General features: G+C 69.7%; 28 protein-coding genes. 20 read left to right on the plus strand and 8 right to left on the minus strand.

The window, feature by feature from the left end; genetic code table 11:
- The first annotated feature begins 46 nt into the window (after positions 1–46).
- A complete protein-coding gene (locus K340_RS28485; protein ID WP_037363554.1) occupies positions 47–646 on the plus strand; it encodes a TetR family transcriptional regulator in 600 nt (199 codons plus the stop codon).
- A gap of 23 nt (positions 647–669) precedes the next feature.
- Here the strand turns inward: K340_RS28485 and K340_RS0108585 are convergent, their stop codons facing one another.
- Positions 670–1650, minus strand: coding sequence for a quinone oxidoreductase family protein (locus K340_RS0108585; protein WP_029136417.1), 981 nt, complete (start codon positions 1648–1650; stop codon positions 670–672).
- Positions 1647–2648, minus strand: coding sequence for an FAS1-like dehydratase domain-containing protein (locus K340_RS35775; RefSeq protein WP_161632076.1), 1002 nt, complete (start codon positions 2646–2648; stop codon positions 1647–1649). The genes K340_RS0108585 and K340_RS35775 overlap by 4 nt, the downstream gene beginning before the upstream one ends.
- Positions 2649–2783: 135 nt before the next feature.
- On the opposite strand from K340_RS35775, the gene K340_RS0108595 reads away from it, so the two are divergent.
- From K340_RS0108595 to K340_RS0108620, 6 genes are all read left to right on the plus strand, one after another.
- The gene (locus K340_RS0108595) at positions 2784–3218 is read left to right on the plus strand and encodes a Zn-ribbon domain-containing OB-fold protein (RefSeq protein ID WP_029136419.1); all 435 of its coding nucleotides are present in this window, start codon (positions 2784–2786) and stop codon (positions 3216–3218) included.
- Complete coding sequence (locus tag K340_RS0108600) at positions 3215–4399, plus strand: lipid-transfer protein (protein WP_029136420.1); 1185 nt, start codon at positions 3215–3217, stop codon at positions 4397–4399. The genes K340_RS0108595 and K340_RS0108600 overlap by 4 nt, the downstream gene beginning before the upstream one ends.
- Positions 4400–4465: 66 nt before the next feature.
- Positions 4466–5737, plus strand: a complete 1272-nt coding sequence (locus K340_RS0108605; RefSeq protein WP_084614189.1) for a DegT/DnrJ/EryC1/StrS family aminotransferase — start codon at positions 4466–4468, stop codon at positions 5735–5737.
- Positions 5734–6540 (plus strand): hypothetical protein, encoded by an 807-nt coding sequence (locus K340_RS0108610; protein WP_211229342.1) that lies wholly within the window; start codon positions 5734–5736, stop codon positions 6538–6540. Before K340_RS0108605 ends, K340_RS0108610 begins: the two co-directional genes overlap by 4 nt.
- A complete protein-coding gene (locus K340_RS0108615) occupies positions 6537–7424 on the plus strand; it encodes a 2-dehydropantoate 2-reductase N-terminal domain-containing protein (RefSeq protein WP_029136423.1) in 888 nt (295 codons plus the stop codon). Before K340_RS0108610 ends, K340_RS0108615 begins: the two co-directional genes overlap by 4 nt.
- A gap of 11 nt (positions 7425–7435) precedes the next feature.
- On the plus strand, positions 7436–8275 hold the full coding sequence (locus K340_RS0108620) for an SDR family NAD(P)-dependent oxidoreductase (RefSeq protein WP_084614190.1): 840 nt from the start codon (positions 7436–7438) through the stop codon (positions 8273–8275).
- Positions 8276–8386: 111 nt separating this feature from the next.
- Here the strand turns inward: K340_RS0108620 and K340_RS0108625 are convergent, their stop codons facing one another.
- The 5 genes from K340_RS0108625 to K340_RS0108645 all read right to left on the minus strand — a co-directional run bounded on the left by K340_RS0108625 (position 8387) and on the right by K340_RS0108645 (position 12411).
- Positions 8387–8899: a nuclear transport factor 2 family protein gene (locus K340_RS0108625; RefSeq protein ID WP_029136425.1), complete on the minus strand. Its 513-nt coding sequence runs from the start codon at positions 8897–8899 to the stop codon at positions 8387–8389.
- A 19-nt stretch (positions 8900–8918) separates the two neighbouring features.
- Positions 8919–9674, minus strand: coding sequence for an SDR family NAD(P)-dependent oxidoreductase (locus K340_RS28495; protein ID WP_051265508.1), 756 nt, complete (start codon positions 9672–9674; stop codon positions 8919–8921).
- A 129-nt stretch (positions 9675–9803) separates the two neighbouring features.
- The gene (locus tag K340_RS0108635; protein ID WP_051265510.1) at positions 9804–10349 is read right to left on the minus strand and encodes a nuclear transport factor 2 family protein; all 546 of its coding nucleotides are present in this window, start codon (positions 10347–10349) and stop codon (positions 9804–9806) included.
- Positions 10339–11136, minus strand: coding sequence for an SDR family NAD(P)-dependent oxidoreductase (locus tag K340_RS0108640; RefSeq protein WP_084614192.1), 798 nt, complete (start codon positions 11134–11136; stop codon positions 10339–10341). Before K340_RS0108640 ends, K340_RS0108635 begins: the two co-directional genes overlap by 11 nt.
- Before the next feature lie 54 nt (positions 11137–11190).
- Positions 11191–12411, minus strand: a complete 1221-nt coding sequence (locus K340_RS0108645) for an MFS transporter (RefSeq protein ID WP_029136428.1) — start codon at positions 12409–12411, stop codon at positions 11191–11193.
- Positions 12412–12498: 87 nt separating this feature from the next.
- Here K340_RS0108645 and K340_RS0108650 point away from each other — a divergent pair, with 87 nt between their 5' ends.
- Genes K340_RS0108650 through K340_RS28505 form a run of 4 tightly spaced genes read left to right on the plus strand, consistent with a single transcriptional unit; the run spans position 12499 to position 16226 of the window.
- Positions 12499–13419, plus strand: a complete 921-nt coding sequence (locus K340_RS0108650; protein ID WP_245599503.1) for an SDR family oxidoreductase — start codon at positions 12499–12501, stop codon at positions 13417–13419.
- Between the two features lie 5 nt (positions 13420–13424).
- Complete coding sequence (locus tag K340_RS0108655) at positions 13425–14621, plus strand: acyl-CoA dehydrogenase family protein (RefSeq protein WP_029136430.1); 1197 nt, start codon at positions 13425–13427, stop codon at positions 14619–14621.
- Between the two features lie 25 nt (positions 14622–14646).
- Positions 14647–15759, plus strand: a complete 1113-nt coding sequence (locus tag K340_RS28500) for an acyl-CoA dehydrogenase family protein (protein WP_051265512.1) — start codon at positions 14647–14649, stop codon at positions 15757–15759.
- Positions 15756–16226: a nuclear transport factor 2 family protein gene (locus tag K340_RS28505; protein WP_051265514.1), complete on the plus strand. Its 471-nt coding sequence runs from the start codon at positions 15756–15758 to the stop codon at positions 16224–16226. Before K340_RS28500 ends, K340_RS28505 begins: the two co-directional genes overlap by 4 nt.
- A gap of 17 nt (positions 16227–16243) precedes the next feature.
- Here K340_RS28505 and K340_RS34050 read toward each other — a convergent pair whose 3' ends face one another.
- The gene (locus tag K340_RS34050) at positions 16244–16747 is read right to left on the minus strand and encodes an acyl-CoA thioesterase (RefSeq protein ID WP_051265516.1); all 504 of its coding nucleotides are present in this window, start codon (positions 16745–16747) and stop codon (positions 16244–16246) included.
- Between the two features lie 53 nt (positions 16748–16800).
- Between K340_RS34050 and K340_RS0108675 the strand changes: the two genes are divergently transcribed.
- The 9 genes from K340_RS0108675 to K340_RS28530 all read left to right on the plus strand — a co-directional run bounded on the left by K340_RS0108675 (position 16801) and on the right by K340_RS28530 (position 26252).
- Entirely contained in the window at positions 16801–17682 is an 882-nt protein-coding gene (locus K340_RS0108675) for an NAD(P)-binding domain-containing protein (RefSeq protein WP_029136431.1), read from the plus strand.
- Positions 17679–18578, plus strand: coding sequence for an SDR family NAD(P)-dependent oxidoreductase (locus K340_RS28515; RefSeq protein WP_051265518.1), 900 nt, complete (start codon positions 17679–17681; stop codon positions 18576–18578). The genes K340_RS0108675 and K340_RS28515 overlap by 4 nt, the downstream gene beginning before the upstream one ends.
- Before the next feature lie 57 nt (positions 18579–18635).
- Complete coding sequence (locus K340_RS28520; protein WP_051265520.1) at positions 18636–19517, plus strand: TIGR03619 family F420-dependent LLM class oxidoreductase; 882 nt, start codon at positions 18636–18638, stop codon at positions 19515–19517.
- 164 nt (positions 19518–19681) lie between these two features.
- Positions 19682–20893, plus strand: coding sequence for an ABC transporter substrate-binding protein (locus tag K340_RS0108690; RefSeq protein WP_084614194.1), 1212 nt, complete (start codon positions 19682–19684; stop codon positions 20891–20893).
- A gap of 72 nt (positions 20894–20965) precedes the next feature.
- On the plus strand, positions 20966–21835 hold the full coding sequence (locus K340_RS0108695; RefSeq protein WP_029136433.1) for a branched-chain amino acid ABC transporter permease: 870 nt from the start codon (positions 20966–20968) through the stop codon (positions 21833–21835).
- The gene (locus K340_RS28525) at positions 21832–22896 is read left to right on the plus strand and encodes a branched-chain amino acid ABC transporter permease (RefSeq protein ID WP_051265522.1); all 1065 of its coding nucleotides are present in this window, start codon (positions 21832–21834) and stop codon (positions 22894–22896) included. The genes K340_RS0108695 and K340_RS28525 overlap by 4 nt, the downstream gene beginning before the upstream one ends.
- Positions 22893–23702 carry an ABC transporter ATP-binding protein gene (locus K340_RS0108705; RefSeq protein ID WP_051265524.1) on the plus strand — a complete coding sequence of 270 codons (810 nt, stop codon included), beginning with the start codon at positions 22893–22895 and terminating at the stop codon, positions 23700–23702. Before K340_RS28525 ends, K340_RS0108705 begins: the two co-directional genes overlap by 4 nt.
- Positions 23703–23706: 4 nt before the next feature.
- Positions 23707–24441, plus strand: a complete 735-nt coding sequence (locus K340_RS0108710) for an ABC transporter ATP-binding protein (protein ID WP_051265527.1) — start codon at positions 23707–23709, stop codon at positions 24439–24441.
- A gap of 131 nt (positions 24442–24572) precedes the next feature.
- On the plus strand, positions 24573–26252 hold the full coding sequence (locus tag K340_RS28530; RefSeq protein WP_051265529.1) for a class I adenylate-forming enzyme family protein: 1680 nt from the start codon (positions 24573–24575) through the stop codon (positions 26250–26252).
- Positions 26253–26294: the final 42 nt, after the last annotated feature.

The raw sequence follows: 26294 nt of genomic DNA on the forward strand, positions 1-26294 counted from the left end.
GAGCTGGCATGATGCGTCGCGGACGCAACGGACAGGAAGGGCAACGATGGCCGAACGCGGGATCACCGGATCAGCCCGGGGGCTGTCGGTTGCCCAGCGCTCACGCCGCGACCGAATGCTCGCCGTGGCGATCGAGTTGGCGACCGAGGGCGGCTACGACGCGGTGAGCATGCGCGAGGTGGCGGAGCGGGCAGATGCCGCGCTGGCCACCGTTTACCGGCACTTTCCGTCCAAGGACCACCTGCTGCTCGGCGTGATGGCCGGCGCGATGGACCGGCTGCACGGCCGGATGCGGCAGAGTCGGCCACGCGGGACCACGGCGGCCGAACGGGTCACCGAGGTGCTGGAGCGATCCACCCGATCGCTGCTGCGCACCCCGAGTCTTTCCGCGGCGATCCTGCGGGCGTGGGTGACGATCAGTGGTGACGCGGGCGGCAACGCGGAGCGGATCGCGTCCACCACCCGGCAGACGCTGCAGTGGGCGATCGGTGCCGACCACCTGCCGACCGAGCACGATCTGCTGGTGATGAAGATCCTGAACCGGGTCTGGTTCGGCGAGTTGTTGTTCTGGGCGAACGGTCGGGAGAGCGACGAGGAGCTGTTGAACACGATCCGGGTCGCCGTCGCCGCGCTCTACCCCGACTGACCGGCCGGATCCGCACATGCCGGTCACTGTGCCGCTGGAGCCAGCACGATCCGGCCGAAGAACTGTGAAGACTCCAGCTGGTCGTGGGCGGCCGAGGCGTCGGACAACGCGTACACCCGGTCGACCACCGGTCGGCGGGCGATGCTGCGACTCAGGGCCAGCGAGTCCCGCAGGTGCGCCGCTACCTCGGCAGGTCCGGGCCGGCCGATCCCGTGAATCCGCCAGCCGTTGACCATCAACTTTCCGAGATGAATGTTCGCCCTGGCCCCGGCTGTCACACCGCAGGTCACCATCCGGCCGCCGCGGGCCAGCACCGACTGCAGCGCGGTCCACAACTCCCCGCCTGCCGACTCGATCACCACCTCGACGCCGGCGCCGGCAGTCTGCTCGGTGAGCCGCTCGACCAGGTCGTCGGCGTAGTGGTCGAATGCCGTCTCAGCCCCCAGACGTACTGCAGCATCGCGCTTGTCTGCGCTGCCGGCGGTCGCCAGCACTCGTGCGCCAAGGGCCCGGGCGTACTGCACCGCGAACGTGCCGACGGCTCCACCGGCCGCGATCACCAGCACCGTTTCGCCGGGCCGCACCCTGGCCAGGTTCGCCACCGCGTCATAGGCGGTCCGCCCGGCCGTCGGCAGCGCGGCAGCCTGAGCGTCGGTCCAGTCCGCCGGGCGGGGAAGAGTGTGCAGCGCGGGGGCAACGGCGAACTCGGCGTGCGTGCCGCGGCCGAGTGCGACCACCTCGTCGCCCTCGGTGATCCCGGTGACGCCGGGGCCCAGAGCGACGACGGTGCCCGCCATGTCCCGACCGAGCACTGTCGGCGTCCGCACCGCCATGCCGTGCGTGCCCCGCCGGAGGTAACTGTCGACCCGGTCGAGGCTGGCCGCCCTGACCCGGATCAGCACCTCCCCGGCGCCCGGTTGCGGGACGGCGACCGGTCCGTACTGCAGGCTCTCCGCGGTCGCCGACTCGCTGACGAAGCTGGCCTGCATCGTCCGCTCGCTCACCAGGGAAGCTGGAGCTGTACATCGGCGATCAGATGATCGCCCAAGGAGTTCCGGCCCACCACCTGCACCGTGACCGTCGCGTCATCGACCTCGGTGACCTCACCGGAGAGCAGCAGGGTGTCGCCCGGATGGTTCTGCTTGCGCAGCCGCAGTCGCAGCGACCGGACCTCTGCCTCCGGGCCGGCCCAGTCCGTCACGAAGCAGTTGACCAGCCCGCTGGAGCCGAGGATGTTCATGTAGACGTCCTTGGCGCCGCGGCGGATCGCCGCATCCCGGTCCAGGTGCACGTCGTTGAAGTCGTAGGTCGCGGTGGCCAGGGCGGCGATCGACGACTGGGTGACCGGGATCGCCCATGGCGCAAGATGTTCGCCTTTCGTCACCGCCTCGGATGGCAGGACGTCGACACGTCGTGGCGGCCTCGTCGGGCCCGTCAGGGCCTCGGGCAGGTCGTCGGGCGTTGCGTTCGTCGGCGGCACGGCGGGCGAGGTATCGGGATTCCACCGCAGCATGCGCAGCGTGACCCGGCCCACCGGCTCACCCTCCAGCGTGTGGTAGTCGCTCACCAGATCCAGGAAGTGGCCGACCCCGAGCGCGGTCTGCTTCTCCGGGGTCACCATGCCGATGTGCTGGGTCTGGCGCAGCCGGTCGCCGGGCCGCAGCGGTCGCAGGTAGTCCTGGTCGTTGTTGACCGCCGCCACCGAGGTGAACCCGCCGGAGAACAGCACCTCGTTGATCTGGTCGAGCGGCTCACCGGCCTCGTGCATCCGCCGATTGCCCGGCAGCGTCCACATGTTCAACGTCGTTGCGGGAGCGATGATCCCGCCCCAGCGTGATGCCTGTGCCCACTGCGGATCCTGGTAGGCAGGGTTCCAGTCGTCGACGGCCTCGCACCAGATCCGGATGGCCGGCTCCGTGATCGGGTCCTTGGCCACCCTGGCCGGGCCGGGTCGGCCGACCACGGCCTGCAGCCGCTCGAAGAACTCCTGCTCGTGCGTCACTTCCGACCTCCGTTGGTCCGTCTTCGACCGCCCTGGGCCTTGACCGCCCGGCGCCACCGGGTTACGGTCCGAACCAAGCGCTTGCTTGATAATAGCAATGGTGCCCGAAACGTTCTGCGGTCGAAGGGGTCGACGATGACGAACAAGCCGCCGGAGCGGACATCGACGGTGCCGCGGCTGGTGGTCACTCAGGACAACCAGTTCTGGTTCGACGCCGCCCGCGAGGGTCGGCTGGTGATCCAGCGGTGTACGAACTGTGCGGAACTGCGGCACCCACCGGCACCTGCCTGCGCCGCCTGTCACAGCTTCGACTGGGACGCCGTCGACGCCGGCGGTGACGCCACCCTGCACAGCTACACGGTGGTGCACCACCCGCCGGATCCGGCATTCGAGTATCCGCTGGCGATCGGGCTCGCCGACCTTCCCGAAGGCATACGGATCCTTGCCGACATCGCCGGTCTGTCGCACGACCGACTGGTGATCGGCATGCCACTGCGGATCACGTTGGTGCGACACGGGAACGGCGAGATCCTGCCGCAGCTCCAGCCGGTCGAAGGGCACCGATCGTGACGACCGCACCATTGTCCGCAGCGGCGGCCATCGCCGGTATCGGTGCCACCGAGTTCTCCAAGAATTCCGGGCGGAGCGAGTGGCGGCTGGCCTGCGAAAGCGTGCTGGCCGCACTGGACGACGCCGGGATCGAGCCGCGAGAGGTGGACGGCGTGTCGCTGTTCACCATGGAGAACAACCCGGAGATCGCGGTTGCCAGGGCGCTGGGCATCCCGCAACTGTCGTTCTTCAGCCGGGTACCTCACGGCGGCGGCGGCGCGTGCGCACCGGTACAGCAGGCGGCGATGGCGATAGCCACCGGCGCGGCGAACGTGGTGGTGGTCTACCGCGCGTTCAACGAACGGTCCGGCACCAGGTTCGGGGCCGGGCCACCACCGTTCGCCTATCGGCCGTCCACCGACCAGGAATATCGGAACTGGATCAACCCGTACGGCTTGCTCACCCCGGCCCAGCAGGAGGCGATCCTGGCCCGCCGCTACATGCACCTGTCCGGCGCCACCAGTGCCGATTTCGGCCGGGTGTCGGTGCTGTCGAGGGCGCACGCGGCGAACAACCCGAAGGCCTGGTTCCACGGCAAACCGATCACGCTGGAGGACCACCAGCGGTCACGGCTGATCGCCGACCCGCTGCGGCTGCTGGACTGCTGCCAGGAGACCGACGGCGGCCAGGCCCTGGTGATCGTCAGCACCGAACGCGCGCGGGACCTCAAGCACCCGCCGGCGGTGATTCGGGCGGCCGCACAGGGCATTGGGCCGCAACAGATCTCGATGAGCAGCTTCTCCCGGCCGGACATCGATGCGCTGCCGGAGGTGCGGCTGTGCGCCGACCAGCTGTGGCGCCAGAGCGGCCTCGGTCCGGCCGACATGAACGCCGCCGTGGTCTACGACGCCTTCACCCCGCTGGTGCTGATGCAACTGGAGGAGTACGGTTTCTGCGGTCGCGGCGAGGCCAAGGACTTCCTGGCCGACGGCATCTGCGAGGTCACCGGAGCGCTCCCGCTGAACACCCACGGCGGGCAGCTCGGCGAGGGATACCTGCACGGTGTCAACGGGATTGCCGAGGGCGTGCGGCTGGTTCGGGGCACCTCGACGAACCAGCCACAGCACGCCGTCGAGCACGTGCTGGTCACCGGCGGGTCGCCGGTGCCGACCAGCGGGCTGGTGCTGGGAATCGACCGATGACCGGCCTTGCGGTGTTCGTCGGCTGATGGCTCCGGAACCGCGGCACCACATTGTGAAAGGACAGCAATGACGGCTACACCGAACACCGATACCCTGCCGATGGCGGAAGAACCGCCACCCTACCGCCGCATCACCTACGCGCGCAGCGTGCACGACCAGGCCGAGATCGATGCCGTGGTCGACGTTCTCAGCAGCGGAAACCAAGGGCTGCGGATCGGCAAGAACGTCGCCGAGATGGAACGGCGGATCGCCGAGCTGTCCGGCAAGCGTCTCGGCCTGATGTGCAACTCGGGATCGTCGGCGCTGTACCTGGCGGTCGAACTGCTCGACCTGCCCGCCGGCAGCGAGGTGATCACCTCGCCACTGACCTTCTCCACCGACGTCGCGCCGCTGGCGCGGGCCGGTCTGGTGCCGGTGTTCGTCGACGTCGAACCGGACACCTACAACATCGACGTCAGCAGGATTCCGGAGATGATCACCGACCGCACCAAGGCGGTGCTGATCCCGAACCTGGCCGGCAATGCCCCGGACTGGGACGAGATCCGGGCGATCGCCGACCGGCACGGCCTGGCGGTGATCGAGGACAACTGTGACGCGCTCGGCGCCACCCTGCGCGGCACGCCGACCGGGTCGCGAGCCGACCTGTCGGTGACCAGCTTCGCGATGGCCCACATCATCACCTGTGCCGGTAACGGCGGCATGGTGCTCACCGACGACGAGGCCTTGCGCGACAAGGGGTTGATGCTGCGGCGCTGGGGCCGGCGGTCCGAGCCGCACCTGTACGGCAGCAAACCGGGCGGCCGGGTGTTCCGCGAGGAGCTGGACGGCGTCCCCTACGACAACGACTTCATCTTCGACGTGCTGTCCTGGAACTTCGAGCCATCCGAGCTCGGCGCAGCCTTCGGGCTGGTACAGCTGGATCGGCTGCAGGAGAACTACCGGCGGCGGGCAGCGACTTTCGATGCCTACTCCTCGGCGTTCGGCAGCTATCCGGAACTGTTCTCGTTGCCCCGCCAACTCCAGGATCTCACGACGGCCTGGCTGTGCTATCCGGTGACGATCGCCGAGAACGCCGGCTTCACCCGCAGCGATCTGCAGGAGTCGATCGAAGCCGCCGGTATCGACACCAGGACCGTGTGGAGCGGCAACGTCACCCGTCATCCGATGATGAACTCGGTACAGCACCGGATTCCGCCCACCGGGTTGCCGGTGGCGGACGCGGTGTTCGCCAGGGGGATGTCGCTGGGCATGAGCCACGGAATGGACGACGACGAGGTCGGCCATGTGGTCGATTCGATCCACCGGTTCGCCCGCTCGATCGGCCACGGCGCACCATGATGCAGACCACCCCGGCCACCACCAGTCGGGTGTTCTTCTCCTTCCCTCGGGTCGATGACCCGGCCAGGCACCGGGACTACAACACGTGGCACCAACTCGACCATCGGCCGGAGAACCTTGCCCTGCCCGGGGTGCTGCACGGCGACCGCTGGGTCCGCTCGCCAGACTGCGCCGCCGCCGGCAGCAGCCCTGACCCACTGCTGGCCGGCGCCCAGTACCTGGCCATGTACTGGTTCGCCGAACCGGTGCGGGAGAGCATCGGTCAGTGGAAAGAGCTGGGGGACACCGCATTGCAGCAGGGTCGCCGCCCGGAACTGGGGTGGACGACCCGGACGATGATGGGGATGTTCCGGCCGCTCACCGGTTGGGTGAACCCCGCCGCCCGGATCAGCCTGGCGGCGCTGCCGTTCCGTCCGCACCGCGGGGTCCACGTCACGGTCAGCCGGATCGACGAGTCCACCCCGACGGCGGTGGACGAGCGACTCGCCTTCGAGGAGACGGTCCGGTTGCCGAAGATCCTGGAACTGCCCGGCGTGGCCGGCGGCTGGACGTTCCGCAGCGTGTCGGTCGGGACGGCCGGCCCGGACGGCGGCGCCGTGCCGGTCGACGGGGTGCGGATCACCCTGCTCTACCTGGAGGCCGACCCGGTCGCCTTTGCCGCCGACCTGGCGTCCGCCGAGCGGGACGGAGCGGTCCCCGCCGCACCGGCCGACCTGGTCGACGTCGCCCGACCGATGCTCACCGGTCCGCTGCGCACGATCGAGCCCTGGCACTGGGACTGGTTCGGGCAGGACGACCGATGATCCGGATCGCGGTGATCGGACCCGGCGCGATCGGGCTGACCGTGGCCGCGGCCCTCGAGGCCGGCCGGGCAGCGACGGTCGCCGTGTTCGGCCGACGGCCGTCCCCGCCGCCGGTGGTGGACTGGCCGGACCGTTCCCAGCAGCTCGCCGCGGCCGTTCAGCTCGGGCCGGTCACTGAGGTCGCGGCTGACGCCGACCTGGTGGTGCTGGCGGTCAAGGCGCATCAGACGGCCGGCAGCGCAGGGTATCTGGCCGCCCTGCACCGGCCGGGCGTTCCTGTCCTGGTGCTGCAGAACGGGGTGGAGCACCGCGAGCGGCTGTCCGGGATCGTGCCGGCCGACGATGTGGTTCCCGGCATCGTCTGGTGCACGGCCGAACCGACCGGACCCGGGCGGATCACCGTTCGCCCCGGCGAGAACCGGATCGAGATTCCGGACGGTTCGCCGGCGGTGATCGCCACCGCCTTCCACGGCGCTGCGGTTGGCATCACCGAGATCGAAGACTTCACCACGGCAGCCTGGGCCAAGCTGGTCTACAACGCAGCGGTAGCGATCGAACCGCTCACGCTGCGACGGGCCGACGCCTTCAGTGATCCCGGTCTGCGCGAGGTGGCCCGCCGGATAGCGGCGGAAGGTGTCCGGGTCGGCCGAGCCGCCGGTGCGCGGCTCGCCGACAGTTTCGTCGACGAGGTGATCGACCGGCTGTCCGCCCAATCGGCGGGCACCGGCACCTCGATCCTGTACGACCGGCTGGCCGGTCGGGCCATGGAGTGGGACGCCCGCAACGCCGTGATCAGCCGGATCGGTGCCGCACACGGCATTCCCACGCCGGTCAGCGACATCATCGTCCCGCTGTTGGCCGGTGCCGGTGCCGCGTCATCATGACCAGGAGAGCGATGACAGACAGCAGCACCGACACTGACGGCGCGCCGTTCGAAGCGCAATCGTTCGACCCGCAAGCCTTCGACATCGCCAGGTATGGGCCGTGGGCGGTGATCGTCGGTGGCTCCGAGGGCGTCGGGGCCAGGTTCGCCGAGCTGCTGGCGGACGCCGGCCTGAACCTGTTGCTCATTGCCCGCAAGCCCGCGCCATTGGCCGCGATCGCGGAGTCTGCCCGGTCTCGCGGCGTTCGGGTGCGCACCATGGCGGTGGATCTGCTGGAGCCGGGCGCGGCGGACCGGATCGCCGACGCCGCCGCGGATCTCGACGTCGGCCTCGTGGTGGTGAACGCCGGTGCCAACAGCTACCGCGGCGAGTTCGTCGAATCCGACCCGGCCGGCGTGCAGCGGGTGATCGACCTGAGCATCACGGCGCCGCTGGAGCTGTGCCGGCACTTCGGTAAGCGGATGAAGGACCGGGGGAGCGGCGGGATCCTGCTGGTCGGTTCACTTGCCGGCTATCTCGGGCACGCCGGGATCGGCATCTATGCCGCGGCCAAGGCCTTCGCCCGGATCTTCGCCGAGGGCTTGTGGCTGGAGCTTCGCCCGTTCGATGTCGACGTCCTGCACCTCGTCCTCGGGCTGACGGACACGCCCGCGATGCATCGCGCGGGGCTGCGTCTGGACGGCGCCGCCGACCCGCTGGCGGTGGCTGCCCAGGGCCTGGCACAGTTGCCGGACGGACCGGTTCGCGTAGTGGCCGGGAACGAGAGGCTGGCCGCCCGGCGTAGCGGACTCGACCGGGCGGAGCTGGTGACAGCCAACGCCGAAGCCTCCCGCCGGATGCTCGGCGGCTGAACCCTTCCGGCGAGGATCAACATGGCCTGCGAGGCTGCGTTTGGCTCGTTCTGTCCCACCTGTCATGAATCAGGCGATGTTGATCCGCGCGGCCGATGTTGATCCGCGCGGTCAGCTGAGCACCCGGGCGCGCAGCCGGTACAGCGGGTCGTCGGTGTCGCGCCGGCCGGCCGGGCCGGTGCCCTCCTTGGCGATGAACCGGCCGGCGTCCGACCGGGTCCACTCCCGGACTGCCCATCGTTCGGCGATCGCCCAGCGGCCGTCCACCAGGGTGAAATGGTCCACGTAGCGGAAACCGCTGGTGAAGTTGCGTCGCGGGTTGTCGACCGGTTCCCCCCAGTGCACCGCCTGGCCGTAGGTCTCGCTGACCGCCGCATCCCCGGACAGCTCGATCAGCTGGTTCGCCACGATGTGCATCGTTCCGGAAAGTCGCTGCAGAGCGCCGGATACCCACTGGATGTACTCGTCGATGCTGCCGTCGAAGCCCGTGTGGTGATCGATGCCGTCGGGATGATAAGCCGACCGGACCAGGTCGAAGTCGAGCCGGTCGACCCCGCGGCAGTAACGCAGCACGGCCTGGCCGATGTCGAACCGGTCGCGCTCCGGCGTGCGCTCGTTGGTCATCGGGGAGCCCGCCGCCCGCTCACTGAGTGACGGTCCAGCCGCCGTCGACCGGCAGGAACGCCCCGTTGACGTAGCCGGCCAGCGGCGACAGCAGGAACAGCACGGTCCAGGCGATGTCGTCCGGGCTACCCATCCGGCCGAGTGGAATCCGTTGCAGCACGCGCTGTCCGACCTCGCTCTCGGCGAACCCGGCGAGTCGGGGGGTGTCCGTCATCCCCGGTGCGACCGTGTTGCTGCGCACCTCATCGCTGCGATAGGCGGCCAGATGCCGGGTGTAGCCGGCGATCCCGGCCTTCGAGGCGCAGTACCAATCGGAGTTCGTGCCGATCACGTTCCCGGCCACCGATGCGATGTTCACCAGCGAGGCGCCGTCCGGGGCGCCGTCGGACAGCCACACGTCGACCATCCGGCGCATGCTGCCCACGCACAGCACCAGGGCCTGCTCGAACTCGAGATCGATGGCGGACGGCGGTCCGGCCACGTTGGCCAGGTGCCGGATCGTGCCCACCTTCTTCGTCTCGGCGAACGCCGCGGCGATCTGGTCGGCGTCACCCACGTCGCAGGCCAGCCCGATCGCCGTGCCGCCGGCCGCGGTAATGGTCTGCGCGGTCTCGGCCGCGGTGTCGCCGTTGAGATCCCAGGCGGCAACGGAGAGGCCGAGTTCGGCCGCCCGGATCGCGGTGGCCCGGCCGATGCCGCTGCCGGCGCCGGTCACGAGGACGACGTCGCCCGGGGTGAATCCGAAGTGGACTGCGGGGACGGCCGGTGTGCTCATCTGGTTCTCCTTCGATCCGGTGGTGGTCCGTACTCTCGGTGCTCCGGCGGTACGCCGGTTGTCGCTGCGGTCGTGCCGACTGTCCTTCTGGGTCTTCCGGCCGGCCCGCCGGCTCTTCTTCCGGCTGGCCTACCGGGTTGACGGCCCCCAGGGTTGCACGGCCAGGTCGGTGCCGTCACGGCTGCCCGTTGTCGCACCCGCCGGCAGCGGCCACTGCCCGGCCGGGTCGTCGACCCGCAACCATTCACTGACCGTGACCCGCTCGGCGATCCGCCACTGCCCGCGGGTCAGGGTGAACGTGTCCAGATAGCGAAAGCCGTTGATCAGGTTGCCCTTCGGTGGCTCGGCGGTGCTGGGCTGCAGCGCGAACCCGTACGACTCGGACCTTGCCCGCGCGGGATCGGCCGGGTCGAACTCCACCAGGGTGTTGGTCAGGTAGTGCATGGTCATCGTGCGCCGGCCGACCAGCTTCCAGATCACCGCGACCAGTTCGTCAACACTGCCGGTGAACTCGCCCATGCAGACCCGCGCGTCCGGGTGGAACGCGCTGCGTACCAGGCCGGCGTCCATCCGGTCGACCCCGCGGCAGTAGCGCAGCAGTGCCCGCTCGATGTCGCGTTCGGCCAGCAAGGTGCGCAGTCCGTCGCGATCGGTGTCGTGGCCGTCAGATTCCATAGCCGCCATCGACATCGAGCTTCTGTCCGGTGATGAAGCCCGCCTGATCGGATGCCAGGAAGGTCACTGCGGCGGCGATGTCGTCGGCGGATCCGAAGCGACGCAACGGGATGTTCGCCATCGCCACGGCCTGCGCCCGATCGTTCAGATCGCCCGAGCTCATCAGCCGCTCCGCCATGCCGTCCGTGAGCATCCCGGGACCGACACAGTTCAACCGCACGCCGAACCGACCCTCCTCGGCGGCGAAGGCGCGGACCAGCGCCTCGACCGCTCCCTTGGTGCCTGCGGACAGTCCGTCGCGCACCGGGTAGCGACTGGTGGCGGCGGTGGTCACCGCGACGACGCTGCCACCGCCGGCCCGCAGGGTCGGCAGCGCGGCCTGCACCAGGTTGAAGAAGGCAGCGGCCTCCTGGTTCAGGTGATCTGCGTACTGCGTCGGCGTGACCTTCGACAGGTGCACCATCGGGATGTGTGGTCCGGCCGCGTGCACCACGGTGTGGATGCCGGCGGACCCGACAGTGTGCAGGTACTCGGCCACCGCGGCGGGTTCGGTCAGGTCGAGCGGATCGGCGCGCACGTCGGCGCCGGACCCGGTCAGCTCCTCGACCAGCGACCTGGCGGCGGCGGAATTCGACCGATAGGTGAGGGCGACCGCGGCTCCGCGGGCGGCGAAGTGGCGGCAGATCGCGGCCCCGATGCCACCGGAGCCGCCGGTCACCACCGCAACCCCGGTGCGGCCGCCGAAGTCCTGTGGCACCCCGGCTCCGGGAACGTCCGGCTCCGTCATCCCCACGCCTCCCGCCTCGGATCGCACCCTACAAAGCAAGCGCTTGGTTGGAGATTAGGACGGTGCCGGAGCGGCGTCAAGCCTCGGCGGGGTGCGGCGGATCGCGATCGCGGCGCCGGCCACCGCGGCGATGCCGCCGAAGGCGGCGAACGCGGCCGCCGCGTCCATCACCCGGATCACCAGGCCGATACCGAGGCCGCCGAACGGCAGCAACCCGCCCCAGCAGACGAAATACAGGCTCATCACCCGGCCGCGCTGGGCGTCGTCCACCAGCTGCTGCAGCAGCGTGTTGACCGAGGTCATGATCGAGAAGGTCAATGCGCCGGCGACCACCATCAGCACGGCCATCAGCGTGAAGCTGTGGATCAGCCCGAGGCACCCGACGGCCAGGCCGAGTGCGACGAGCTGCCAGGCGGATCTGGCGAGCGTCACCCGGCCGTGCAATCGCGCCACGGCCGCCACCCCCAGCAGTGAGCCGAGGCCGCCGATCACCACCAGGGTCAAGAAGGTGGTGTCGTCACCCCCGTCGATCCTGGCTCCGAGCAGCGGCAGTTGTGATTGGAAGGCGCAGGCGAACACCGAGGTCATCGCCACCAGGGCCAGGGCGGCCAGCGCCGGCGGTCGGCTGCGGGCATGCGAGATGCCGGCCAGCACCCGCCGCCGGATGCTCTCCCCGCCGGTCGGCAGTACCCGGGCCGGGACGCGGATCTGCCAGGCCAGCGCCAACACCGACATGGCCAGCAGGCAGAAGACCGCGAACGCTCCGGTGGACCCGGCAACCAGCAGGACCGGGCCGGCCAGTGCTGGACCGGCGATCCGGGCCAGGTTGAGGGCCACCGATTGCAGCGGGATGGCTCCCGCCAGATCCACCGCCGGAACCGTGTTCGCCGTCAGTGCCTGGTTCGTCGGGGAAACGGTGGTGATGACACAGCCGCCGAGGAAGGCCAGCACCAGGACGGCCGGCGTCGGCATGGCGTCCAGGGCGGCCAGCACCGTGCACACCACCGCCAGCAGCACCGCGGCGAGTTGGGAGGCCAGCAGTATCCGGCGCCGATCCCGGCTGTCGGCCAGCACGCCGGCCGGCAGCGAGAACAGCAGGTACGGCATGAAGGTGCAGAAGTACAGGACGCCGAGCCAGAGCGGGTCGTTGTCCGTGCGATGCCCGACCTCCCACTGGAAGGCGATGGTGGTGAACCAGTAGCCGAGCTGGATCAGCAGACTGGAGAACCACAGGAACCGAAACGACCGGTGGCCCAGCGCGCCGAGCAAGCTCACCGTCGTCCTCCGCTTTCGCGCACACCCCCGCGGGGTCCCTGTCCGGACCCTACCAAGCGCTTGCTTGCGGGGCGAGAGGTGTTGTGATTGTCTGGCATCGACAGATCATTGGCGAACGGTGAGGTGGCAACGGTGGCCGGAGTATGCGCGGGGCGTGCGGTGATCATTACCGGCGCCGGTCAGGGGCTCGGGCGGGCACATGCCCTCGAGTTCGCCCGGCAGGGTGCCCGGCTGGTGCTCAACGACGTGGGACCGGCCGCCCAGGCGGTGGCTGACGAAATCGTCGCCGCCGGTGGGCAGGCGGTGGCCAGCATCGGCGACGTGTCGGACTGGGAATACAGCGCCGCATTGGTACAGACCGCCGTCGAGAATTTCGGCCGGCTGGATACCCTGGTCAACAACGCCGGTATCAATCGTGACCGAATGCTGGTCACCATGTCCGAGCAGGAGTGGGACCTGGTGCTGAAGGTGAACCTCAAGGGGCACTTCGCACCGCTGCGGCATGCGGCCGACCACTGGCGCGGTCTGTCGAAGGCCGGTACGCCGGTGGCCGCCAGGGTGGTCAACACCTCGTCGGGCGCCGGCCTGCTGGGCAGTGTCGGACAGGGCAATTATGCGGCGGCCAAGGCCGGCATCGCGGTGCTCACCCAGATCGCCGCCGTCGAGTTCGCCCGCTACGGCATCACGGTGAACGCGATCGCGCCCTCGGCCAGGACGCCGATGACGGAGGCGGTCTTCGCGGAGGCGATGGCCAAGCCGGACACCGGGTTCGACGCCATGGACCCGGCGAATGTGTCGCCGCTGGTCGCCTGGCTGGGCAGCGACGGCTCGGCCGGGGTGACCGGCCGGGTCTTCGAGGTGGCCGGCGGCGAGGTGTCGCTGGCCGATGGCTGGCGCCACGGCCTGGCAGCCACCAAGGACTCCCGTTGGGAGGCAACGGAGCTCGGCGACGTGGTGACCGACCTGATCGCCCGCAGCGAGCCACCGGCCCCGGTGTACGGAGCCTGAGCGAGATGGCCCAGCAGCAGTCCAGTGCCGCGCAGTCGGCCGACGCCGACGAACGGTTCCGCGAGGAGATCCGGACCTGGCTGGCCGAGAACCTGACGGGTGAGTTCACCGCCGTCGTCGGCACCGGTGGGGCCGGTCACGAGCACGAGCAGCTGGAGCTGCGCCGGGCCTGGGAACGACGGCTCGGCGAGGGCCGCTGGATCGGCATCGGCTGGCCGGTCGAGGCCGGCGGCCGGGGGGCGTCGCTGGCCCAGCAGGTGATCTTCCACGAGGAGTACGCCAGGGCAGGCGGCCCCGGCCGGCTGATGCACATGAGCGAACAGCTGCTCGGGCCGACGCTGCTGGCGTTCGGCACCGCTGACCAGCAGCAGCGATTCCTGCCCGGCATCCTGCGCGGTGAGACCCTCTGGTGCCAGGGCTACTCGGAGCCAGGCGCGGGCTCCGACCTGGCCGGCGTGCAGACCCGTGCGCACCGCCGGGAGGGCCCCGATGGCGCCGAATATGTGGTCGACGGGCAGAAGGTGTGGACGTCGCTGGCCCACCTGGCCGACTGGTGCTTCGTGATCGCCAGGACCGACCCGACACAGCAGCGGCACCGGGGGCTGTCGTACCTGCTGGTCCCGATGGACCAAAGTGGCGTCGCGGTGCGCCCGATCGTGCAGCTCACCGGGACCTCGGAGTTCAACGAGGTGTTCTTCGACGGCGCGGTGACCAGCGCCGACAACCTGGTCGGCGCCGAGGGCGAGGGCTGGCGGGTGGCAATGGGCACCCTGGCCTTCGAGCGGGGGGTGGCCACCCTCGGTCAGCAGATCGGCTTCGAACGCGAGCTGGCCGCGGTGATCGCGACCGCAAGGTCGACCGGGGCCATCGATGATCCACTGGTCCGGGACCGGCTGGTCAGGGCCTGGATGGGGCTGACGGTGATGCGCAACACCGCGGTCCGGATGCTCCGCTCGGCCGGTGACGGCACCCCGGGGTTGGAGGCGTCGGTGTCCAAGCTGCAGTGGGCCAACTGGCACCGCGACCTCGGTGAGCTCGCCATCGACGTCGCCGGCCCCGACGGGCTGCTGACCGGCGATCACTACGAGCTGTCGGATGCCCAGTCGCTGTTGCTGTTCACCCGGTCGGACACCATCTACGGCGGCTCGAACGAGGTGCAGCGCAACATCATCGCCGAGCGCATGTTGGGACTGCCCCGCTGATGCGCAGATCCTCTGGAGCCCACTGATGACTTCGACCGACGAACGGCGCGAGATGCGGAGCACCGTCGCCGAACTGCTCGACCGGGAGGCCGGCAGCGCCAGGATTCGCACGGCGATGGCCGGCCGGTCCGGGTTCGACGCGGCGCTCTGGCAGCGGATCACCGGTGAGCTGGGCCTCGGCGCCCTGCTGGTCCCGGAGCGGGCCGGCGGCCTCGGACTCGACTTCGCCGACGCCGCCGTGGTTCTCACCGAGTTCGGCCGCCGACTGGTCCCCGGTCCACTGCCCGAGACGCTGGTCGGCACGGCTGCGCTGGCCGGCTGCGGAACCGCAACGGCCGACGAGTTGTTGCTGCGGATCGCAAATGGGGGCCTGGCGCTGGCCAGCGCGGTCGCCGAACCCGGCAGCGACTGGGATATCGATCGGATCGGTTGCCGCGCGGTCGAATCCGGTGGCCGCGCGACGCTGTCCGGCAGCAAGCGGTTCGTCGCGTTCGGTGCCACCGCCGATGTGTTGTTGGTGGCGGCTCGTGACCCGGCGGAGGAGAGTTCGGGCCTTGGGCTGTTCGCGGTGACCTCGTCCGCCGCCGCCGAACGGCGGAGCCGGATGACACTGGATGCCACCCGCCGGCTGGCCGACATCGACTTTGACGCCACCGAGGCCGTCCGGCTGACCGAACCCGGTGACGGCACCCGAGTCGTCCGGCTGCTGGTCGATCTGACGTTGGTCGCGCTGGCGGTGGAATCGGCAGCCGCGGCCGCGGCGGCGCTGGACCTGACCGTCGAATACCTGAAGGTACGGCAGCAGTTCGGCCGTCCGTTGGGCAGCTTCCAGGCGCTCAAGCACCGGTGTGCGGACCTCGCGGTCCTGGTGCACGGCGCGACGGCGACGGCCGACCATGCCACGGAGGTGGCGGCCACTGGCTCGGCAGAGCTGGCGGTGGCGGCGCCGCTGGCCAAGGCCGTCTGCGCCGACGTGCTGCGTGATGTGGCGGCCGAGACCATTCAGCTGCACGGCGGGATCGGCTTCACCTTCGAGCACGACGCCCACCTCTACTTCAAGCGGGGCAAGGCGAATCAGCAGTTCTTCGGGTCGGGCGAACAGTTGCGCCGCCACCTCGAACGGGCCGTGTTCCAGTGAGCGGACCGGAGTTGCCCGCCGAACTCCTACGGGCGGCTGACATCGTGCTGATCATCGACAGCATTGCCAGGATCGCGCAACTCGCCGACGAGGGCGAGCTGGACAGCTATCTGGCGCTGTTCACCGAGGACGCGGTCTGGACGATGCCGGCGAACCCGGCGACCGGCGTCGACCGACAGCTCCGGACCGGCCGCGCCGACCTCCGCGCGGGTGCGGCGGAACGCCGCGGGGCCGGGATTCAGGGGCCGGGAAGTTGGACCCGGCATGTGGTGACCGGTACCTCGGTGCGGGTGCACTCGCCGGACGACGGTGGACCCGCCAGGCAGGCGGATGCCCTGTCGTACTTCAGGTTCTACGTCGACACCCGGGCCACCCCACGTCTAGTGAGCATGGGCAGCTATCGCGATGTGTTCCGCAGGACATCGGACGGCTGGTTACTGGCCACCCGAACCATCGGGCTCGGATGACGGCCTCGCGGCGACAGTCAGCGATCGCGCAACGCTGCCAGCACCAGCGACCGCATCGGCTCCGGGACTTCGATCGGGGTGTTGTCGGCGTCCAGGATCACCACGGTGATCGACCCGCGAGCCACCTGCACGCCGTCGTCGATCCTGGTCATCCTGACTTCACCGCGCACCGAGCTGCGACCCATCCGGGCGATCCCGTACGAGACCTCGATCCGGTCGAAAAGCGCGGCCTGCGCCAGGTATTCGCATTCGGTGGCCCGGGTGATCGTCTTGAAACCGAATCGCTGGAGCAGGGTGTCCTGGCGCAGGTCGTTGCGCACCATCCACTCCGACTGGATCCGCTCCATCCAGGGGAACCAGGTCGCGAAGTAGATGATGCCGGCGGGGTCGCAGTCGGCATAGGTCAGGCGCGTTTCCATCGCCAGCAGCTCGCGGATCGCCGGCCGATCGGCACCCGCCGCCGGGTCGATGGCGTTGGTCTCGGTGGGCACGGGCGCGGTGGCTGCGGACTGCTCGGTCATGTCAGAGATGTACCACAGACGGTTCTTCCGACGGTGAGGGGAGCGCGGCAACCATGAACATCAGCACTGCTGTCGTCGGGTTGGGCAACATCGGTGGCCCGATCGCGGCGCGAATCGCCGGGTGTGGCGCGCCGGTGGTCGGCGTCGACGGTCTGGCGGAACGCCGGCAGGACTGGGCCGGCCGGACCGGCGCGCCGGCTGTCGCGTCGCTGGCCGAGATCGATAGTGCCTCCCTGGAACGGGTTCTGATCGTTGTCCGGACCACCGAGCAAGCGCTCGGCGTGCTCGACGAGGTGTGCCGGGCGGCCGCCGGCCGGGCTTCGGACCCGGCCGCCGGTCCGCTCACCGTGCACCTGATGACCACCCTGGAAGCCGCCGCGGCACGGCAGCTCGGCGATCTCCCGGCGGTGGCCGATGACGACGGAGCCGTTCGGGTGCTGGAGCAGCCGGTGTCCGGCGGCTCGGTCGGAGCAGCGGCCGGTACGCTCACCGTTCTCTCCGCCGGGCCGATCCGACCGACGGACACCGAATTCCTGCTGTCCACCGTCGCGGGCCGGGTGATCGACTTCGACGACTACGGCACCCCGACCCTGGTCAAGCTGGTGAACAATGCGCTGGCCGCCCTGAACACCCGTAGCACCGCGGCGATGCTGTTGCTGGCTGCCGATCTCGGGCTGGACGTCCGCCGGGTCAAGCAGGTGGTGGACACCTCTTCCGGGGCCAGCACGATGGGCGAGATGATCGACCGGTTCGCCGACGATCAGGCCGAGTTGCTCACCAAGGACGTTGCGCTGCTGGCCGGGGCGGTCGATCGGTTGCCGTCCGTCGACCTCGATCCGGCAGCCTTGCTGGCCGACCTGGCGGCGGTCCGGGAGTTGCTGAACCGTCAGCCCGGCGACCCGGCGGCCACCCATCCGCAGGGGGATGCTCGATGACCGGCCCCGATTTCGCCGGCTCCTCCGGGTTCGCCCCGGGTACCTTCGCCGACCGCGTCGCGCTCGTCACCGCGGCCGGCGGCGCGATCTGCGGGTCCGCCGCCGTCATGCTCGGTGCCCTTGGCGCCCACCTGGTGCTGACGGACGCCGACCCCGACCGGCTGGCCGCGGTGGCCACCGCGGCCCGCGGCGCCGGCGCCACCGTGCACGAGCTGGCCGGCGACCTGCGGGACCCGGCCACCGTTGCCGCACTGGTCGAGCTGGCCGAGCGGGAACACGGCCGGATCGACGTGCTGATCAACGGTCTGGGCGAGCATCTGGCCTCGGCCGGGTCGTTCGAGGAGACCACCGAGGAGCAGTGGAGTGAGCTGTACCAGGTCAACCTGCTGCACGTCTTCCGGGTGACGAAGGCGGTGCTGCCCGGTATGAAGGGCCGCGGTTACGGCCGGATCGTCAACTTCTCGTCGGTGGAGGGCATCAGGGCGGCTCCGGACCTGGCGGTGTATGCCGCGTTCAAGCGCGCCGTCGACGGGTTCACCCGCTCGCTGGCGGTGGAGGTCGCCCCGTTCGGCGTGCTGATCAATGCCGTCGCGGTGGACAAGACCAGGGCGCACCAGGTCGGCCACTACCAACTTCCGCCGGAGTACCAGCGGCTGGTTCCCACCTGGATCCCGGCCGGCCACTACGCCGAGCCCGATGAGGTGGCCAGGATCGTCGCCTTCCTGGCGGCCGAGCTGAACACCTGGATCGTCGGCGACACCATCGCGGCCGACGGTGGCACGTTGGCCGCCGGCGGTTGGTACCGCACCCCGCAGCGGTGGACGAACCAGCCGCTGCTCACCCAGTACCTGGAGCCGGCGGAGGTCAACGACGCCCGTCCACCGTCGCTGCGCTGACCACCGAAGACCCATCGACCGGATCAGGTCGACGCCGGTCGAGAATCAGGAGATTCCATGTCCGACATGCAGTTCTCTGTGCAGTTCTTCGGCCTCCCGGCCGATCAGTATCTACCGCTGGCGATCCGGGCGGAGCAGCTCGGGTTCCATACGCTCTGGCTGGCCGATCACGTGGTGACGCCGCTGGACTACGACAAGGTCTACCCGTACAACTCGGCCGGCGATCCCGGCTACCGGGCCGAGACCCCACTGACCGATGTGGCCGTCACCCTCGGGTTTCTGGCCGGCCGCACCGAGCGGATCCGGCTCGGCGCCGGGGTTTTCGTCCTGCCGATGCGTAACCCGTTCCATGTCGCGCGGTCGTTCGCGGCGCTGCAGAACCTGTCCGGCGGCCGGCTCACCCTTGGCCTTGGCACCGGCTGGATGCGGGAGGAGTTCGAGGCGGTCGGCGTGCCGTTCCGGCGTCGTGGCGACCGGACGGACGAGATGCTCGAGGTGCTGGACCTGCTCTGGAGCGGTCGGCCGGTCGAATACCACGGGAAGTTCATCGACTTCCCCTCGGTGCATTTCGCCGGCGCGCCGGAACAACCGATCCCGTACGTCTTCGGCGGGCACTCCCCGGCCGCGTTGCGGCGGGCGGCGCGGGTCGGCAGCGGCTGGTTCGGTCCGAACCTCGATCTGGCCGCCACCGCCGAGCTGACCGGGCAGATCGACGCCGAACGCGGCCGGCTGGGTCGTACCGGGGACTTCACCCATTACGTCCGGTTGGTCGGCGACCTTACGCCGGAGACCGTCGACCGATACGCCGGAGCCGGCTTCCGGCATCTGGTGTTCGCCCCGTTCAACCGGCCCGACATTCCGCCGACCCTGGCCGGGCGACTGGCCGCCCTCGACGAGGCGGCGAGCGGCCTCGGGCTCGCCCCGGCGGCGGTTTCATGACCGCGGAACCGCCCCGGTGAATCAGAATTCGCACGGAATTCCGAGCTCGGCGCCGCCGATCAGTGGTGCTATCGTTTAGGCAATCAAGCGCTTGGTTGTTTGTCTGGGCGGCCGTGGGCCGCCCCGGTGGGCACCACCCTCCCCGACGATGTAGGAGAGCACAGATGTCTCGATACCCGATGCGAACCACAGCCGGCTGGATCGCCATCGCCGCCGCCGCCGGCCTGTTGCTGTCAGGTTGCGGATCCGACGACAATGCCGGTGGCGCCGGTGGCGACGACATCGTCCTCGGGATGATCACCGACACCTCCGGTGGCGCCTCCGCCTACGCGCCCTACACGACTGTCGGCATCCAGCTCGCCGTCGACGAGATCAACGCCGCCGGCGGCGTCGACGGCAAGCAGCTGAAGGTGATCACCGAGAACGACGGCAGCGACACCACCCAGACGCCGACCCTGACCCGTCGGCTGCTGGAGAACGGCGCCGACGTGATCCTGATGAATTCCGGGTCGGCCTCCGCCATCAGTGGCCGAACGGTCTGCGTCGAGGAGAACGTGCTCTGCGTCGCTCCGACGAACCTGTCGGCCGACATCGTCAAGGCCCCCGGCAACGAGAACATCTACATCCTCGGCCCGACCAGCGAGGGCATCGGCGAGTCGTTCGCCGCCGGCATGTCGAAGGCCGGCTACAAGAAGCTTGCGGTGATCGCCGACGACGTGCCGACCATCCAGGGCTACGTGCCGGCTTTGGTCGGTGCGATCACCGACGCCGGGATCAAGGAGGTGGCGCAGGAGAAGATCGCGGCTGACGCCTCCGACGTGAGTGCCCAGATCGCCAGGGTCAAGGCGGCCGGTCCCGATGTGGTGCTGGTGATGTCCCTCGGCGGACAGACAGAGGCGCTGGTACAGAACGCGTTGCATCAGCAGCTGCCCGACGTGCAGCGGTTCTCGCTGGCGTCCATCGGCAACCAGCCGACCACCTGGGACCTGGCCGACAAGGGCGCGCTGGAGGGCCTGGTGTACGTCGGCAGCATCGATCCCGGCAACGAGCGGACCACCGAGTTCGCCGACAAGCTGGCGAAGAAGGGCGGCGACCACAGCGAGCTGACCGCCTACGGCGTGCAGGGCTACGACTCGGTGTACCTGGTCAAGGAGGCGTTGACCAAGGCGGGCAGCGCCGACGACAAGGCCAAACTGAACGAGACCTTCCAGCAGATCAGCGGCTACCAGCCGCACTACGGTCAAAAGGACTTCACCCTGAGCTACGGCAAGGACAAGCACGTCGGTTCCGACGGGAACTGTGGCCTGGTGCTGGCGACCTTCGGCGCGGACAACAAGCCGGGCGATCCGTGGCCGGTGTACCAGCCGTCCTGCTGATCGGCCGACGTCCGCAGTCCGAATGACCCGGCGTCCCGCGCCCATGCCCCCTCGACCCGGAACGGAGCTCACATGCCCCTTCAGCTGTGGATCTCGGTGGTCGAGCTCAGCTGCTTCGCCGGCCTGATTGCGCTCGGCTTCTTCCTGGTGCTGCGCGGGGCCGACCTGTTCATGTTCGCGCTCGGACCGCTGGCCATGTTCGGTGCAATGTTCGGCGCGTACATGGTGTCCCGCAACGGATGGCCGGTCGCACTGGCCGTTGTGGTCGGCGTCGTGATCGCCTCCGGGCTGTCGGTGGCCAGCGAACTGCTGGTGGTCCGGCCGATCCACCGACGCACCGGCGGCGAGGAGAACCCGTCGATCGTGGCGATCGTGGCCGTGCTGTTCCTGCTGGAGCAACTGGCCGGGACCCTGTTCGGACGCCGGCCACTGCCGGGCAGTGCCCTGTGGCGGGACTCGTTCACCGTCGGCGGCGCGGTGATCAGCGGCCAGGCCATCCTGCTGGTGGCGGTGTGCCTGCTGGCGTTCGGTGGCGTGGCCTGGTGGCTGCGGGGCAGTGCCACCGGGCGGATGCTGCGGGCGGTCGGCGACAACGAACGGGCCGCCGCCATCCTCGGCATCCCGGTGGCGAAGGTCAGGATGGTCGCGTTCGCCATGGCCGGAGCCCTCGCCGGCATTGCCGGCGCCCTGTTCGCCACCAAGGGCGGCGTCACCTTCACCAGCGGACTGCAGTGGACCCTGGTCGGGTTCCTGGCGGTGATCGTCGGCGGTCTCGGGTCGGTCTGGGCGCCTCTGGTGGGAGCGGTGATCGTGGCCCTGCTGCAGACCTGGACCGTGTACAAGTTCGGCCAGGCGATGGAGGACTACGTCACCTTCGCGGTGGCCTTCCTGTTCTTCGCGTTGCGGCCCAAGGGCATCTTCCAGACCAAGGTGCGGATATGACGGAATCGACGAAGAAGCCGCCGATCCAGAGCGAGCCCGCCGTCCCGGCGGGCCGCGGCGGGCCGGCGGCCCTGGTGCTGCTGCTGCGCCGTCATCGCTGGTCGGCGGAGGTGGTGGTGACCCTGGCTGCGGCCGCACTGCTGGTCGCCTACGGCAGCGGGCCGAGCTTCCGCCAGGACTATGTGGTGCTGATCTGCACCTACGGCCTGCTCGCCCTCGGCATGTACGTCCCGTACATCATGAGCGGGTCGTTGTCGTTGGCCTACAACGCCTATCTCGGAATCGGCGCCTACGCCTGCGCTCTGATCAGCACCAAGGCCGGTTGGTCGTCGCTGTGGGGAGTCCCGATCGGCATGGTGCTGTCGGCGGCGATCGCGGTGCTGCTCGGGTTGGCCACCCGCAAGCTCACCGGCTTCTACCTGGCCGGCGTGACGCTGTTGTTCGGGGTGGCCTTCCAGGTGTTCCTGCTCGATCGGGTGTCGATCACCGGTGGGGCGATGGGGATGACGGTTGCCCGCCCCGAACTGTTCGGGCAGAGCATCAAGCGCTACCAGATCATGGTTGTCGGCGTGGTGCTGGTCTGGGTGGTCGGCATCCTGCTGGCCAGGCTTCGGCAGTCGCCATACGGGGTGGTGGTGCGGCTCCGCAAGGACGTGCCGCAGGTGGTCGAGGCGTCCGGGATCAGCGCGGGCAACACCGGGATCGTGTCGCTGGCCATCGGCGCGGCGATCGGGTCGCTGGGCGGTTCGCTGTTCGGGATGATGGGCGGTGTCGCGCAACCGGAGTCGTTCGGTCTGCACATCATCTTCCTGGCCATCTTCATGCCGCTGCTCGGAGGCCAGCGTTCGCCGTGGGGCGCGGTACTCGGCGCACTCATCGTGGTGGTGTTCACCTTCGAACTCGACCTGGTCGAAGACACCGGAACGCTGATCTTCGCGATCGCCATCCTGCTGGTCCTGCGGCTTGCCCCCGAGGGACTGCTCGGCCTGGTCGGCAAGGGCTGGCAACGGTTCTGCCGACGACTCGGCGTCTCCGGCCACGACGATCGGGGGGTCCGATGACGACCGACGGCGCGGCCAGCGGGGTGCGGGACACCGGCGAGGTGCTGCTCAGCTGCGTCGACGTCGGCAAGTCCTACGGTGGCGTACGGGCGGTGCGGGACGTGTCGCTGGAGGTCAGGGCGGGCGAGATCGTCGGCCTGGTCGGTCCGAACGGTGCCGGCAAGACGACCCTGGTTGACGTGATCACGGGCCAGCAGCAGGCGAACACCGGCGACATCCGGATCGGTGCGATCGAGATGACCGGCTCGCCGTCGCGACGGGCCAGGCTCGCCGGGTTCTCGCGCACCTTCCAGCATCCGCAGTTGGCGCTGGACATGACGGTCAGGGAGAACATCCTGATCGGCGGGGTGGGCGAACGCTTCGGCTCGCCGTGGCGGATCTTCGGACAGGCCGTCGCCGGTGCGTTCCATCCCGGTACCAAGGCCCTCGACCGGCGCATCGCGGAACTGGCGAATGACCTCGGGATCCACGGATTGCACCGCGAGGTCGCCGATCTCACCCTGGGTGAGCAACGCATGGTCGAGGTGGCGCGGGCGCTGCTGCGCCGGCCGCGGGTGCTGTTGCTCGACGAGCCGTTCGCCGGGGGCGATCCGCGCGGCGTGAGTGGGATGACCAACGCGCTGTCCAGGATCGTCGAACAGGGCTGTGCTGTGCTGGTGGTCGACCACAACGTGGACATCGTTGCCTCGCTCGTCGACCGGCTGGTGTTGATGGACCAGGGCGCCGTCGCGTTCCAGGGCACGCCGGCGCAGGCGCTGGCCAGCGCTCAGATGCGGGCGGTCTACTTCGGCGGAACGGCGGGCTGATCCGATGACGAACACACCGCGGACCCCTGAACTCGGGACGCATCAACGCGTCTCGGTGCGCGATCTGCGCGTGCGCTACGGTCACGCCACCGCGCTGGCCGGAGTGGATCTGGACCTCGAGCCGGGAAAGATCAACGCGATCGTCGGGCAGAACGGTGCCGGAAAGAGCAGCCTGCTGCTGGCCATGTACGGGGCGGTGCCCAGTTCCGGTTCGGTGTCGGTGGGCGGGCAGGACATCTCCGACCTCAAGCCGGCCCAGCGGGCCCGCCGGGGCATCGGCCTGGTGCCACAGGGCCGGCAGATCTTCCCGACGCTCACCGTGCGGGAGAACCTCGCGGTGTACGCCGAGGTGCTCGACGCAGGGCACGAGGCGGTGGAGGCGGCCATTCGCCGATTCCCCCGGCTACTGGAGCGGGCGAACACCTTGTCGGGCAATCTGTCCGGTGGTGAGCAGCAGATGCTTGCGGTAACGAGAGCCCTGATGACCGACAGCCGGGTGCTGCTGTTCGACGAGATGGCCACCGGCCTGGCACCGGTCATCGTGCAACAGCTGATCGGGGTGGCCAAGGAACTCGCCGCCGACGGATCCACCGTGGTGATGGCCGAGGCCAGCATCGGGGCGATCGTCGCGGACATCGACCGTGGTTACCTGCTGACCAGAGGCGAGATCGTCGACGTCGTCGAGGGTGGTGCCGAGCTCGAGGAGCGGTACCGGGCATCGATGGGCGTCGTGGGCTGACCGGTCGGACCCAGGCGCGGCCGTTGCGGTCCGCCGGCGGCGGCAGCGCCAGGGCGGACGGGCGCCGCCGGGTCGACAAGAAGGAGCGGACGACACCGCGGTCCGCCGACAACGAATGAGGGTGTGTGTAGATGTCCCAGCAAGTCGCGTCGCTGTTTCCCGCCGGTGCCGGTCCGGTGCCGGGTTCCGTCCACGAGCAGTATGTGGCCGAGCGACTCACCGAGGTGGGGAAGTTCGGGACGGAGACACTGGCCGACTGCGTCCGGCGGCATGCGGCCGAACGTGGTGACCGGCCGGCGTACAGCGCCGCCGGCGGGCTGTCGGTGACCTGGTCCGAACTCGACGACCTGTCCGGCCGGCTGGCCGCCCTGCTGGTCTCGCTCGGCATCGGGACCGGCGACCGGGTGGCGGTGTTCTATCCGGACGGCCCGGTGGTGCACGCCCTGTACCTGGCCACCGAGAAGGCCGGCGCCATCTCGATGGGGATCGGGCCGCGGGCCGGCCAGCTGGAGATGCGGCACCTGCTGTCGCTGTCCGGCGCCGACACCCTGGTGACCGCGCCCCGGCACAAGGGCGAGGACATGACCGAGCTGGTCGCCCGGCTGCGGGACGGCGGACTGCCGCTGCGGCATCACCTGGTGATCGATCCGGAGTCGCCCGACCTGGTCACCGTCAACGGTGCCGCTCCCGCGGAGATCGACGGCGCCGAGCGCCGGCGGCTGCTGGCCGGCCGGGCGCTCGGGTTGGGCGACATCTTCCTGCTGAACTCGACCTCCGGTACCACCGGAATGCCGAAATGCGTTGTGCACCACCAGAATCGCTGGCGGTACTTCCACAGCCAGGTGCTCCGGGCGGCCGAGTTCTCCGCCGACGACACCTGGCTGTCGCTGATCCCGTCACCCTACGGCTTCGGTATCTGGACCGCCCATGCGACGCCGATTCTGCTGGGCGCCCATACGGTGATGATGCCGAAGTTCGATGCGGGGCAGGCGGTCCGACTGATCGATTCCGAGCAGGCCACCGTGATGGCGGGCGTCACCACCCAGTTCATCATGATGCTGAACGCGCCGGAGATGGCGGACGCCGACCTCGGTTCGCTGCGCTGCCTGTTCACCGGCGGTGAGGCGATCCCGTACGCCCGCGCGGAGCAGTTCGAGAAGCGGACCGGCGCCGCGGTGCTGAACTTCTACGGCTCGAACGAGACCGGAATGCTCAGCTACACCACGGCGGCCGACTCCACCGAACGCCGGCTGGGCACCACCGGGCACGTGGTCGAGGACCTGCGAGTGCGACTGTTCGACGACGCCTTCGACGAGATTCCAGCAGCCGCCGGGATTCCCGGACAGTCCGGCTGTCGCGGGCCGTCCACCAGCCTGGGCTATTACGCCGATCCGGAGGCCAACCGCAAGCTGTTCAGTCCGGACGGCTGGATGCTGACCGGCGACCTGTGCCTGATCGACGCCGACGGCTACCTGACGGTGGTCGGCCGCACCTCGGACTTCATCATCCGCGGCGGCAAGAACATCTCGGCGGCCGCGGTGGAGGAGCAGGTCGGCAGCCATCCGGCAGTAGCGCTGGTGGCCGCCGTCGGCGTGCCGGACGAGGTGTTCGGCGAGCGGGTCTGCGTGGTGGTCGAGTTGCACGACGGCGCGACCCTGCAGCTGCCGGAACTCCTTGCCCACCTGGAGTCACGGGGCGTGTCGAAGGATTCCTGGCCCGAGCGGCTGGAGATCGTCGATGCCATTCCGCAGTCCTCGGGCGGCAAGGTGGCCAAGGGCCAGCTGCGCAAGCAGTACGGCGCGGCGGGCTGACGCCTTGCCGCGGCTCCGGACCGGGTCCGGTCCGGTCCGGAG

The sequence above is a fragment of the Nakamurella lactea DSM 19367 genome, from assembly GCF_000426645.1.
Lineage (GTDB): Bacteria > Actinomycetota > Actinomycetes > Mycobacteriales > Nakamurellaceae > Nakamurella > Nakamurella lactea.

What these genes read in the sequence shown, in the direction of transcription:
- K340_RS0108655 (WP_029136430.1), top strand. Translation starts at nt 13,425, where the DNA reads ATGGCCCAGCAGCAGTCCAGTGCCGCGCAGTCGGCCGACGCCGACGAA.
- K340_RS0108610 (WP_211229342.1), top strand. Translation starts at nt 5,734, where the DNA reads ATGATGCAGACCACCCCGGCCACCACCAGTCGGGTGTTCTTCTCCTTC.
- K340_RS0108675 (WP_029136431.1), top strand. Translation starts at nt 16,801, where the DNA reads ATGAACATCAGCACTGCTGTCGTCGGGTTGGGCAACATCGGTGGCCCG.
- K340_RS0108620 (WP_084614190.1), top strand. Translation starts at nt 7,436, where the DNA reads ATGACAGACAGCAGCACCGACACTGACGGCGCGCCGTTCGAAGCGCAA.
- K340_RS28495 (WP_051265508.1), bottom strand. Translation starts at nt 9,674, where the DNA reads ATGAGCACACCGGCCGTCCCCGCAGTCCACTTCGGATTCACCCCGGGC.
- K340_RS0108635 (WP_051265510.1), bottom strand. Translation starts at nt 10,349, where the DNA reads ATGGAATCTGACGGCCACGACACCGATCGCGACGGACTGCGCACCTTG.
- K340_RS34050 (WP_051265516.1), bottom strand. Translation starts at nt 16,747, where the DNA reads ATGACCGAGCAGTCCGCAGCCACCGCGCCCGTGCCCACCGAGACCAAC.
- K340_RS28500 (WP_051265512.1), top strand. Translation starts at nt 14,647, where the DNA reads ATGACTTCGACCGACGAACGGCGCGAGATGCGGAGCACCGTCGCCGAA.
- K340_RS0108640 (WP_084614192.1), bottom strand. Translation starts at nt 11,136, where the DNA reads ATGACGGAGCCGGACGTTCCCGGAGCCGGGGTGCCACAGGACTTCGGC.
- K340_RS28485 (WP_037363554.1), top strand. Translation starts at nt 47, where the DNA reads ATGGCCGAACGCGGGATCACCGGATCAGCCCGGGGGCTGTCGGTTGCC.
- K340_RS0108695 (WP_029136433.1), top strand. Translation starts at nt 20,966, where the DNA reads ATGCCCCTTCAGCTGTGGATCTCGGTGGTCGAGCTCAGCTGCTTCGCC.
- K340_RS28525 (WP_051265522.1), top strand. Translation starts at nt 21,832, where the DNA reads ATGACGGAATCGACGAAGAAGCCGCCGATCCAGAGCGAGCCCGCCGTC.
- K340_RS0108705 (WP_051265524.1), top strand. Translation starts at nt 22,893, where the DNA reads ATGACGACCGACGGCGCGGCCAGCGGGGTGCGGGACACCGGCGAGGTG.
- K340_RS0108615 (WP_029136423.1), top strand. Translation starts at nt 6,537, where the DNA reads ATGATCCGGATCGCGGTGATCGGACCCGGCGCGATCGGGCTGACCGTG.
- K340_RS28515 (WP_051265518.1), top strand. Translation starts at nt 17,679, where the DNA reads ATGACCGGCCCCGATTTCGCCGGCTCCTCCGGGTTCGCCCCGGGTACC.
- K340_RS28520 (WP_051265520.1), top strand. Translation starts at nt 18,636, where the DNA reads ATGTCCGACATGCAGTTCTCTGTGCAGTTCTTCGGCCTCCCGGCCGAT.
- K340_RS0108710 (WP_051265527.1), top strand. Translation starts at nt 23,707, where the DNA reads ATGACGAACACACCGCGGACCCCTGAACTCGGGACGCATCAACGCGTC.
- K340_RS0108605 (WP_084614189.1), top strand. Translation starts at nt 4,466, where the DNA reads ATGACGGCTACACCGAACACCGATACCCTGCCGATGGCGGAAGAACCG.
- K340_RS0108690 (WP_084614194.1), top strand. Translation starts at nt 19,682, where the DNA reads ATGTCTCGATACCCGATGCGAACCACAGCCGGCTGGATCGCCATCGCC.
- K340_RS0108595 (WP_029136419.1), top strand. Translation starts at nt 2,784, where the DNA reads ATGACGAACAAGCCGCCGGAGCGGACATCGACGGTGCCGCGGCTGGTG.
- K340_RS28530 (WP_051265529.1), top strand. Translation starts at nt 24,573, where the DNA reads ATGTCCCAGCAAGTCGCGTCGCTGTTTCCCGCCGGTGCCGGTCCGGTG.
- K340_RS0108625 (WP_029136425.1), bottom strand. Translation starts at nt 8,899, where the DNA reads ATGACCAACGAGCGCACGCCGGAGCGCGACCGGTTCGACATCGGCCAG.